Origin of the sequence: Bacillus sp. FSL R5-0286 (assembly GCF_038593245.1) — a bacterium.
In the GTDB taxonomy this organism is placed as follows: domain Bacteria; phylum Bacillota; class Bacilli; order Bacillales; family Bacillaceae; genus Bacillus; species Bacillus altitudinis.
The window spans coordinates 1,605,439-1,616,104 of the sequence record NZ_CP151977.1; the positions used below are offsets into that span (position 1 = coordinate 1,605,439).

Sequence of the window (10,666 nt, forward strand, 5' to 3'; positions counted from 1 at the left end):
ATGCAATCCTTAAATTACGAAGATCAGGCGCTATGGGCTAGATGGAAAGAGTGGAAGGACCCAGCTGCTGGAGATGATCTTATGCGCCGCTATATGCCGCTCGTCACATATCATGTTGGAAGAATTTCCATCGGTCTCCCGAAGTCAGTGCACAAAGAAGACTTGATCAGTCTAGGGATGCTCGGTTTATATGATGCCCTTGAAAAATTTGACCCCGGAAGAGATCTGAAGTTTGATACATATGCATCCTTCAGAATTCGCGGGGCCATCATCGACGGTCTTCGTAAAGAGGACTGGCTGCCTCGTACATCAAGAGAAAAAACAAAAAAAGTAGAAGCGGCAATTGAAAAGCTTGAACAGCGATATTTACGAAATGTGACACCAACAGAGGTTGCTGAAGAACTCGGCATGAGTGAACAAGATGTGGTCACAACGATGAATGAAGGATTCTTTGCGAATTTGCTCTCGATTGATGAGAAGCTGCATGATCAAGAAGACGGAGAAAACGTTCAAGTCATGATTCGCGACGAAAAGACTGTGACACCTGAAGAGAAAATGCTGAAAGATGAATTAATTGAACAGCTTGCCGAAAAAATGACAGAGCTTTCGGAAAAAGAAAAGCTTGTGATTAGTCTTTTCTATAAAGAGGAATTGACGTTAACGGAAATTGGTCAAGTGCTTAATTTATCGACCTCCCGCATTTCGCAAATTCATTCAAAGGCATTGTTCAAGCTTAAGCATCTGCTTGATAAAGCCATTCAATCTTAAAGAGTTAGTGAGTGAAAAAATATGCTATGGCTGATTAGCTTTATGCTTCATGCTGCACTTATTTATTTTGTGATCATTTTATACACGAGAATGAATTCGCTGAAGGCAACAGAACAAAAGCAGCGAGAGCTTTTAGAAGAAACGGAAAATACCCTGGCTGCATTTTTGATGGAAGTCAAAGAAGAGAATGAAAAACTATCAAAAGCTGCAGCCACTTCCCCTGATTTTTCTGCTGAAGAGCTGAAATCGGATCTTCAGACACCAAAGCAGCCACAACCACCAATTGAATCCCAGCAATCGGTAGAAAGTGAAGATCCAGTTCCAGAGCACCTGTCGGCTCTCCTTAGCGAAGTTGAGGTGCAGGAAGAGAAGGTAAACGAACCCGTTTCAAGTCTCGAAACAGAAGCTTCTGCGCCTTCTGAAAGTGAAATAGAAGAAACATTTGAGGATCAAGTAAAGGCCTTATATGATCAAGGGCTATCATTAGAAGAAATAGCGAAAGAATTAAAAACGGGCAAGACAGAAATCGAGCTTTTATTAAAATTTAGCGGAAAGCTGTAAAGGATTCTTGATTGTCAGTCCATCATGTGTTATATTATTTCTTGGTGTTAAATACACACGCTTAATGATTCGTATGAAGGTGCTGCCGTGGCGCAGTTTTATGTGAACATGACTTAAGCGGAGGAAAAAAAACCATTATATTAGGAGGCAACAACATGTCAGTTATTTCTATGAAACAATTGCTAGAAGCTGGTGTTCACTTCGGTCACCAAACACGCCGTTGGAACCCAAAAATGAAGCGTTACATCTTTACAGAGCGTAACGGTATCTACATCATCGATCTTCAAAAAACGGTGAAAAAAGTAGAGGAAGCTTACAACTTCACGAAAAACCTTGCTGCTGACGGAGGAAAAATCCTTTTCGTTGGTACGAAAAAGCAAGCACAAGATTCAGTGAAAGAAGAAGCAATCCGTTCTGGTATGTTCTATGTAAACCAACGCTGGCTTGGTGGAACGTTAACAAACTTTGAAACAATCCAAAAACGTATCAAACGTTTAAAAGATATCGAAAAAATGCAAGAAAACGGTACGTTCGAAGTTCTTCCTAAGAAAGAAGTCGTTCAACTGAAAAAAGAATTAGAACGTCTTGAAAAATTCCTAGGCGGAATCAAAGACATGAAGGGTCTTCCAGATGCACTTTTCATTATCGACCCTCGTAAAGAGCGTATTGCAGTTGCAGAAGCTCGTAAATTGAATATCCCAATTATCGGTATCGTTGACACAAACTGTGATCCAGACGAAATTGATGTTGTGATCCCTGCAAACGATGATGCAATCCGTGCTGTAAAACTTCTAACTGCTAAAATGGCAGATGCGATTCTTGAGTCTAAACAAGGCGAAGAAGAAGCTGTTGTAGAAGAAACGACAGAAACTGAAACAACAACTGCGTAACCTATTCAAAAGGTGATAAGAGGGAACTGCCTTTTATCACCTTTTTTTCACCTAGTAATCCGTGTTTTAACATAGAAGGAGGAAATGTAAAATGGCAATTACTGCTCAATTAGTAAAAGAACTGCGTCAAAAAACTGGTGCAGGTATGATGGACTGTAAAAAAGCGTTAACAGAAACTGATGGTGACATCGACAAAGCAATCGATCTTCTAAGAGAAAAAGGGATCGCAAAAGCTGCGAAAAAAGCAGACCGTATTGCGGCAGAAGGATTAACTCTTATTAAAACTGACGGCAATACTGGCGTTATCCTAGAAGTGAACTCTGAGACTGATTTCGTTGCGAAAAACGAAGGATTCCAAAATCTTCTTAACGAACTTGCTGATCATTTACTTGCTGCAAAACCTGCAACAATTGAAGAAGCACATGCTTCTAAAATGGAAAATGGTTCAACAGTTGAAGAACATATTACTTCTGCAATTGCGAAAATCGGAGAAAAAATTACGCTGCGCCGTTTCTCAGTCATCACAAAAGAAGATAACGCTGCATTCGGTTCTTACTTACACATGGGCGGACGCATCGGTGTATTAGCGGTTCTTAACGGAACAACTGATGAAGAGCTTGCGAGAGACATCGCAATGCACGTTGCTGCTGTAAACCCTAAATACATTTCTCGTGACCAAGTGTCTGAAGAAGAAGCAAACCGTGAGCGTGAAGTATTAACACAACAAGCGCTTCAAGAAGGAAAGCCTGAAAATATCGTTGCTAAAATGGTAGAAGGCCGTCTAAACAAATTCTTCGAAGAAATTTGCTTACTTGACCAAGCATTCGTTAAAAACCCAGATGAAAAAGTGAAACAAGTTGTAGGTGCGAAAAACGCAACTGTTCAAACTTATGTTCGCTATGAAGTGGGCGAAGGTATCGAAAAACGTCAAGACAACTTTGCTGAAGAAGTCATGAGCCAAGTGAAAAAATAATGTTTGAAAAGCTCTCTGGGGCTTTTTTAGGGAGCACAAGCACTGTGTTCCCTATTTTTTAGAGGATATTGATTTACAAAAGACGGTTTCTTACGCATAATAAGAGACGGTATAGTTTACACTTGGAGGTTATCATGAGCAAACCGAAATATAATCGCATTGTACTGAAGCTAAGTGGAGAAGCACTAGCTGGTGATGCTGGAAATGGAATTAACCCAACTGTCATTCAATCAATTGCAAAGCAAGTAAAAGAAATTGCAGAACTTGATGTTGAAGTTGCAGTCGTTGTAGGTGGAGGAAACCTTTGGCGTGGTAAGACAGGCAGTGACTTAGGAATGGACCGGGCAACAGCAGACTATATGGGGATGCTTGCAACAGTGATGAATTCATTGGCATTACAAGACAGCCTAGAAACGCTTGGCATTCAGTCTAGAGTACAAACCTCTATCGAAATGAGACAGGTTGCAGAGCCATACATAAGAAGAAAAGCGATCCGTCACCTTGAGAAGAAACGTGTCGTGATTTTTGCTGCAGGTACTGGTAACCCTTATTTCTCTACTGATACAACAGCAGCACTTCGTGCAGCTGAAATTGAAGCAGATGTCATTTTAATGGCGAAAAACAATGTAGACGGTGTCTACAGTGCTGATCCTCGTACAGATGCGGATGCAGTAAAATATGATAAGCTTTCATATCTTGATGTACTAAAAGAAGGGCTTGCTGTAATGGATTCTACTGCGTCCTCATTATGTATGGACAATGACATTCCATTAATCGTCTTCTCTATTATGGAAGAAGGAAATATTAAACGTGCCGTCAATGGCGAATCAATCGGAACGATCGTGAGGGGGAAATAACGTGTCAAAAGAAGTGTTGAACCAAACAAAAGAAAAAATGGAAAAAGCCGTTCAAGCATACGGACGTGAACTAGCAACTGTCCGTGCGGGCAGAGCTAATGCTTCCCTTTTAGACAAAGTAACAGTGGATTACTATGGTGCGCAAACACCACTAAACCAAATTGCGTCAATTACAGTGCCAGAAGCACGTATGCTGATTATCACACCTTACGATAAAACAGCGATCGGTGATATCGAAAAGGCGATCCAAAAGTCTGATCTTGGTATCACACCAACAAGTGACGGAAACGTGATCCGTATTGCGATCCCAGCACTAACAGAAGAAAGACGTAAAGAACTTGTAAAAGTTGTGAGAAAATACTCAGAAGAAGCAAAAGTAGCTGTTCGTAACGTTCGTCGTGATGCAAACGATGAATTGAAGAAGCTAGAGAAAAATGGGGAGATCACTGAAGATGAATTAAGATCATCTACAGAGGATGTTCAAAAATTGACAGATGAATATGTCGCTAAAATTGATGAAGTGACAAAAGATAAAGAAAAAGAAATCATGGAAGTTTAAGAAAAAACTATGTACAATAGATAATAGTGAAAAGACCCTCTTCATGTTTACAGGGGGTTTTTTTGTTAATACTGTTGAGGACTATATTATTAGCGGGAACGCAACCTTTTTGGGTGATGGAGGAATCTCATGCTCAATATACTCAAAAATTGGAAGAATCAGCAAACAGCAGCTTCCAACTTAGAAAGCCTGACAAAAGAAGACATATTAAATGGAGAAATTCCTGAACATATCGCCATTATCATGGATGGGAATGGAAGATGGGCGAAGAAACGTGCGCTTCCACGGGTAGCAGGACATCATGAAGGAATGAAAGTTGTCAAGCGCATGACCAAGCTTGCAAATGAGCTGAATGTCAAAGTGCTGACTTTGTATGCTTTCTCTACAGAAAATTGGAAACGTCCAAAACTAGAAGTAGACTTTTTAATGAAGCTTCCTGAAGAGTTTCTAAACATCTATCTGCCTGAACTCATCGAGGAAAATGTCCGTGTACGTTTAACAGGTGATCCAGACGGCCTCCCGCAGCATACGAAAAAAGCGGTAGAGAACGCAGTGAAGAGTACGGCGAATAATGACGGACTCATTTTAAATTTTGCGCTCAATTATGGAGGACGGACAGAAATTATTTCTGCATGCAGACAAATTTCTGAAAAAGTCAAAGAAGGCAAGCTTCGAGCAGAAGACATCACAGAAGAGATGTTTTCAGCTTATTTAATGACAGAATCTCTTCAAGATCCGGATTTGCTTATTCGTACGAGTGGAGAAATTAGATTAAGCAACTTTATGCTTTGGCAAATTGCATACAGCGAGTTTGTCTTTACGGATGTGCTTTGGCCTGACTTTTCTGATGAGCATCTCATAGGCGCTATCGGAGAGTACCAGCGCCGCGGCCGGAGGTTCGGTGGAATTTAGAGGGTGGTGCAGATGAAACAAAGAATTTTGACGGGTGTTCTGGCAGCTGCAGTGTTTTTACTTGCAGTGATTTATGGACAAATGCCATTTACCCTGCTGATTTATTTAATGGGAAGTGTCGCTCTCTTTGAGCTTCTTAGAATGAAAAAGATTTCGATTTTCAGCTTTCCTGGCATTGTCAGCTTAATATTGCTTTGGCTTTTAATGGGCGGAGAAAATAGCTTCTTCCCGAACGTAGACGCATCAAAAATGCAGATTGCTTTATTTGCAGTCTTAATCCTTTTAACTTATACAGTTCTGAGCAAAAACTCTTTCACATTCGATGAGGTTGCTTTTGTTATATTAGCCACATTATATATTGGCGTTAGTTTCTATTATTTTATTCAAATTAGAGGCTTGTATGGCATGAGTGCGATCTTCTTCGCAGCGGTGATTATTTGGTCCACTGACTCAGGTGCCTATTTTATTGGGAAATCTATGGGGAAACGAAAGCTTTGGCCAGAGATCAGCCCAAACAAAACAGTAGAAGGATTTATCGGCGGAATCGTCACAGCGGTCGTGCTGTCACTTGTGTTCCAGGCGGTTACAGGATTTTTGCCATCATATCTGCTTGTTATGTTTATTACTCTTTTGCTCAGTATTTTTGGACAGCTTGGCGACCTTGTGGAATCTGCTTTAAAGCGTCATTACCATGTGAAGGATTCAGGGACAATACTCCCAGGTCATGGCGGAATTTTGGACAGGTTTGACAGCTTTTTATTCGTTCTGCCGTTTTTATATTTATTGCTGGCCACGTTTGCTAGCTAACCTCATAGAAACTAATTGAACGAGAGAAGGAGTGGCAATTTGAAATATATTTCGCTATTAGGCGCAACAGGATCAATTGGAGAACAAACATTAGATGTGATCAGGCAGCATCCAGACAAATTCAAGTTGAAAGCGATGACGTTTGGCAGAAATATAGACAAGGCCATCCCTATCATTGAACAATTTCAGCCTGAATTTGTTGGATGTGTAGACGAAGCGACCTATCGCACGTTAAAAGGTCATTCATTTCAAAACGATGTCAAAATGGCTGCGGGTGATGAAGCAAACATCGAGGCAGCGACCTATGATGCAGTGGATGTTGTGGTCAATGCACTGGTAGGAAGTGTCGGACTTGTGCCGACATTAAAAGCCATTGAACAAAAAAAGACGATCGCACTTGCAAATAAGGAAACACTTGTGACAGCTGGTCATATAGTAAAAGAGTACGCCAAAAAGTATGACGTGCCTTTACTTCCTGTCGATAGTGAACACTCCGCTATTTTTCAATCCCTGCAAGGTGAACAAGCTAAAAACATTGAACGCTTAATCGTCACAGCTTCAGGCGGCAGTTTCCGAGATAAAAAACGCACGGAGCTTGAAGGTGTAACGGTTGAAGAAGCGCTGAATCATCCAAACTGGTCCATGGGCGCAAAAATCACGATCGATTCAGCGACCATGATGAATAAGGGGCTTGAGGTGATTGAGGCGCATTGGCTGTTTGATATCCCATACGATCAAATTGATGTGCTGTTACATAAAGAGAGCATCATCCATTCCATGGTGGAATTCCATGACAAAAGTGTCATGGCTCAGTTAGGTACACCTGACATGAGGGTTCCGATTCAATACGCGCTCACTTATCCTGATAGAGCGCCATTAAAAGAAGCGAAATCATTAAACCTTTGGGAGATTGGACAATTAAATTTCCAAAAAGCGGATTTTGACAGGTATCGCTGCTTACATTTTGCTTATGAATCAGGTAAAATAGGAGGGACAATGCCTACTGTGCTTAATGCAGCCAATGAAATAGCTGTTGATGCATTTTTAAAAGGCAAAGTAACGTTCCTGCAAATTGAAGAATTGATTGAAAAGGCACTGAACAGACATCATGTGATTTCAACGCCTAGTTTGCAAGATATCCATGAAGTGGACAAAGATACACGAGACTTTGTTCAATCAATCCTCGCATAAGGTGGTATGTTCGTGAATACAGTGATTGCGTTTATTATTATTTTTGGAACGCTCGTTTTTTTCCACGAGCTTGGCCATTTAATTATGGCGCAGCGCGCAGGCATTTTATGCCGCGAGTTCGCAATTGGTTTTGGACCGAAGATTTTCTCCTTTAAACGAAAAGAAACCGTCTATACCATCAGACTTCTGCCAATCGGCGGATTTGTTAAAATGGCTGGAGAAGACCCTGAAGTCATTGAAATTAAACCGGGTCATACAGTGGGGCTCTTATTCAATGAGCAAAATGAAGTAGAAAAAATCATTTTAAATGATAAAGAAAAATATCCTGATGCACTTGTCATTGAAGTTGAACAAATTGATTTAGATCATGCGATGAGAATTTCAGGATATGAGGCTGGAAATGAAGACATTCTGACTGGCTACAATGTAAGCCAAACAAGCTTCTATATTGCAGATGGTGAAGAAATTCAAATTGCGCCATACAACCGTCAGTTTGGTTCAAAAACAGTATGGCAGCGTATTAAAGCCATTGCAGCTGGACCGATTATGAACTTTATCCTGGCATATGTGATTCTAGTGGCTTTAGGATTTATTCAAGGTGTAACCGTGGATGATCCTGTACTTGGTAAGCTGACAAAAGACGGCCGGGCAGCGCAAGCCGGGCTTATGCAGGGAGATCATATCGTTTCAATTAACGGGGATAAAATGAATTCTTGGACAGACGTTGTTCAAACGGTTCAAAAGAACCCAGATAAAAAAATGAATGTCGTCATTGACCGAGATGGCAAAGAAAGCACCATTCAAGTTGTACCGGAAGCTGTGAAGGCCGAAGGAAAAACCATTGGCCGTTTTGGCTCTTACCCGCCAACAGAAAATGGCTTTCTCAAAGTCATCTCATCCTCAGGAACGACAGTGATATCAACAGCAGGTCTCATCTTAACGAACTTGCAAAAGATTGTCACAGGACAATTTTCATTAGATATGCTTGCAGGTCCTGTTGGAATATATGATATGACAGGAGAAGTAGCGAAACAAGGTGTGTTAACATTAATGCAGTTTGCTGCGTTTCTTAGTATCAACTTAGGGATCGTGAATTTATTACCGATTCCTGCATTAGACGGAGGAAGATTACTTTTCCTATTCGTTGAAGCCATTCGCGGCAAACCAATTAATCGTGAGAAAGAGGCACTTGTTGTCTTCATTGGTGTTGCGTTCCTCATGCTATTAATGCTAGTAGTGACATGGAATGACATCCAGCGATTATTTTTATAAAAACCAATGTCTCTTGTTTCTCATTCTGGGAAACAAGAGTTTTTGTGAGAAGTCCTATTTCTTAAATGAGGTGTAACGACATGAGACAATCCCTGACTTTCATTCCAACTCTTCGAGAGGTGCCGGCAGATGCTGAGGCAAAAAGTCATCAGCTATTAGTAAGAGCTGGATTTATTAGACAAAACACGAGCGGTATCTATCATTATTTGCCGCTAGCACATAAAGTGATTCAGCACATTCAATCCATTGTTCGCAAGGAAATGGAAAAGGCGGGTGCAGCTGAGCTGTTAATGCCAGTGCTGCAGCAAGCAGAAATGTGGCAAGAGTCAGGAAGATGGTATACATACGGTCCAGAACTCATGCGTATGAAAGATCGCCACGGCCGCGAGTTTGCACTTGGCCCAACACACGAAGAAGTGATCACATCACTCGTACGCAGTGAAGTCAAATCGTATAAAAAGCTTCCTTTGACACTTTATCAAATCCAATCTAAATTCCGTGATGAACAAAGACCTCGCTTTGGGTTATTGCGCGGACGTGAATTTATTATGAAGGACGCCTATTCATTCCACTCTTCACCAGAGAGCCTTGATGACACATACAACAAAATGTTTACAGCTTACTCGAATGTCTTTTCAAAAGTAGGTCTTAACTTTAGACCCGTCATTGCCGATTCTGGGGCAATGGGAGGAAAAGATACACATGAGTTTATGGCACTGTCAGAAGTAGGAGAAGATACAATCGCATACTCTGACACATCTTCCTACGCTGCGAACATTGAAATGGCTGAGGCTGTGTATCACGGAGAAGAAGCAAACCCTGCGGACTTCAAAGAACTTGAGAAAGTACACACGCCGCAGGTGAAGACGATACAAGATGTTGCGTCATTCTTAGAAGTGGCTCCTTCTACATGTATCAAATCTGTCTTGTTTAAAGCGGACGATGCGTATGTACTTGTCCTGACAAGAGGCGATCATGAAGTAAATGATGTGAAAGTGAAAAACTTAGTTGGAGCACAGCTTGTAGAGCTTGCTTCACGTGAGGAAGTACTAGACGTGATCGGAACAGAACCAGGATTTGTTGGACCAGTGAAGCTTGAAGCGGAAGTAACGATTTATGCAGACCACGCTGTAAAAGGAATGACAAATGCAGTTGCAGGTGCAAATGAATCGGATTATCACTATGTCAATGTTAATCCTGCTCGTGATCTGTCAGTGAAGGAATATACAGATCTTCGCTTGATTCAAGAAGGAGACGTTTCTCCAGATGGTGAAGGCACAATCCAGTTCGCAAAAGGAATTGAAGTAGGACAAGTCTTTAAGCTAGGCACACGTTATTCAGAGGCAATGGATGCAACATACCTCGATGAAAATGGACGTGCGCAGCCAATGATCATGGGCTGCTATGGCATCGGAATTTCTAGAACCCTTTCTGCGATTGTTGAACAACATCATGATGACAAGGGGATTATTTGGCCAGAAACAGTTGCGCCATATGATCTTCATCTACTTGCTTTAAATATGAAAAACGATGCACAAAAGGAACTGGCTGAAACGCTGTATGAGCGTTTACAGGAAGAGGGTTATGAAGTCCTTTTCGATGACCGCCAAGAGCGTGCAGGCGTCAAATTTGCCGACAGTGACTTAATTGGACTGCCAATTCGCATTAGCTGCGGGAAACGTTCAGAAGAAGGTATTGTCGAAGTGAAATTCAGAAAATCAGGTGAATCACACGAAGTATCTGTTGATGAACTGATTTCATTTATACGCCAAGCATAAAAAACGAACAAAAAAATGAAGGTACCTCCTGCAAAAAAGAGGTACCTTTCTGATTTGCAAAAGGAGGGTCCTGTCTTGGATGAACAATTACCGATTAC

11 protein-coding genes are annotated in these 10,666 nt (G+C 41.2%); all 11 read left to right on the plus strand.

From position 1 onward, the window contains the following. The 11 genes from NST24_RS08155 (at nucleotide 1) to NST24_RS08205 (ending at nucleotide 10,568) form a co-directional block, all read left to right on the plus strand. The gene (locus NST24_RS08155; protein ID WP_007499565.1) at nucleotides 1-768 is read left to right on the plus strand and encodes a FliA/WhiG family RNA polymerase sigma factor; all 768 of its coding nucleotides are present in this window, start codon (nucleotides 1-3) and stop codon (nucleotides 766-768) included. A 21-nt stretch (nucleotides 769-789) separates the two neighbouring features. After that, nucleotides 790-1,329, plus strand: coding sequence for a Swarming motility protein SwrB (locus NST24_RS08160; RefSeq protein WP_212356364.1), 540 nt, complete (start codon nucleotides 790-792; stop codon nucleotides 1,327-1,329). Nucleotides 1,330-1,484: 155 nt separating this feature from the next. Beyond that, on the plus strand, nucleotides 1,485-2,219 hold the full coding sequence (gene rpsB / locus NST24_RS08165) for a 30S ribosomal protein S2 (RefSeq protein WP_007499561.1): 735 nt from the start codon (nucleotides 1,485-1,487) through the stop codon (nucleotides 2,217-2,219). A gap of 91 nt (nucleotides 2,220-2,310) precedes the next feature. After that, on the plus strand, nucleotides 2,311-3,192 hold the full coding sequence (gene tsf / locus NST24_RS08170) for a translation elongation factor Ts (protein ID WP_007499558.1): 882 nt from the start codon (nucleotides 2,311-2,313) through the stop codon (nucleotides 3,190-3,192). 134 nt (nucleotides 3,193-3,326) lie between these two features. Beyond that, on the plus strand, nucleotides 3,327-4,049 hold the full coding sequence (gene pyrH, locus NST24_RS08175) for a UMP kinase (RefSeq protein ID WP_008344767.1): 723 nt from the start codon (nucleotides 3,327-3,329) through the stop codon (nucleotides 4,047-4,049). Nucleotide 4,050: 1 nt separating this feature from the next. After that, nucleotides 4,051-4,608 (plus strand): ribosome recycling factor, encoded by a 558-nt coding sequence (frr, locus tag NST24_RS08180; RefSeq protein ID WP_008344764.1) that lies wholly within the window; start codon nucleotides 4,051-4,053, stop codon nucleotides 4,606-4,608. 129 nt (nucleotides 4,609-4,737) lie between these two features. Beyond that, nucleotides 4,738-5,520, plus strand: coding sequence for an isoprenyl transferase (locus tag NST24_RS08185; RefSeq protein ID WP_007499552.1), 783 nt, complete (start codon nucleotides 4,738-4,740; stop codon nucleotides 5,518-5,520). 12 nt (nucleotides 5,521-5,532) lie between these two features. Continuing rightward, nucleotides 5,533-6,327: a phosphatidate cytidylyltransferase gene (locus NST24_RS08190; protein ID WP_007499550.1), complete on the plus strand. Its 795-nt coding sequence runs from the start codon at nucleotides 5,533-5,535 to the stop codon at nucleotides 6,325-6,327. A 39-nt stretch (nucleotides 6,328-6,366) separates the two neighbouring features. Then, nucleotides 6,367-7,518, plus strand: coding sequence for a 1-deoxy-D-xylulose-5-phosphate reductoisomerase (dxr, locus tag NST24_RS08195; RefSeq protein WP_342462516.1), 1,152 nt, complete (start codon nucleotides 6,367-6,369; stop codon nucleotides 7,516-7,518). Between the two features lie 6 nt (nucleotides 7,519-7,524). Continuing rightward, nucleotides 7,525-8,790: an RIP metalloprotease RseP gene (gene rseP / locus NST24_RS08200; RefSeq protein ID WP_007499546.1), complete on the plus strand. Its 1,266-nt coding sequence runs from the start codon at nucleotides 7,525-7,527 to the stop codon at nucleotides 8,788-8,790. A gap of 80 nt (nucleotides 8,791-8,870) precedes the next feature. Continuing rightward, on the plus strand, nucleotides 8,871-10,568 hold the full coding sequence (locus NST24_RS08205; RefSeq protein WP_045034268.1) for a proline--tRNA ligase: 1,698 nt from the start codon (nucleotides 8,871-8,873) through the stop codon (nucleotides 10,566-10,568). The last annotated feature ends 98 nt before the right edge of the window (nucleotides 10,569-10,666 follow it).

Bases quoted from the DNA above. Each gene is read 5' to 3' on its own strand.
- NST24_RS08190 (WP_007499550.1), top strand. From the start codon at position 5,533: ATGAAACAAAGAATTTTGACGGGTGTTCTGGCAGCTGCAGTGTTTTTA.
- NST24_RS08155 (WP_007499565.1), top strand. From the start codon at position 1: ATGCAATCCTTAAATTACGAAGATCAGGCGCTATGGGCTAGATGGAAA.
- NST24_RS08205 (WP_045034268.1), top strand. From the start codon at position 8,871: ATGAGACAATCCCTGACTTTCATTCCAACTCTTCGAGAGGTGCCGGCA.
- rseP (WP_007499546.1), top strand. From the start codon at position 7,525: ATGTTCGTGAATACAGTGATTGCGTTTATTATTATTTTTGGAACGCTC.
- rpsB (WP_007499561.1), top strand. From the start codon at position 1,485: ATGTCAGTTATTTCTATGAAACAATTGCTAGAAGCTGGTGTTCACTTC.
- NST24_RS08185 (WP_007499552.1), top strand. From the start codon at position 4,738: ATGCTCAATATACTCAAAAATTGGAAGAATCAGCAAACAGCAGCTTCC.
- pyrH (WP_008344767.1), top strand. From the start codon at position 3,327: ATGAGCAAACCGAAATATAATCGCATTGTACTGAAGCTAAGTGGAGAA.
- tsf (WP_007499558.1), top strand. From the start codon at position 2,311: ATGGCAATTACTGCTCAATTAGTAAAAGAACTGCGTCAAAAAACTGGT.
- NST24_RS08160 (WP_212356364.1), top strand. From the start codon at position 790: ATGCTATGGCTGATTAGCTTTATGCTTCATGCTGCACTTATTTATTTT.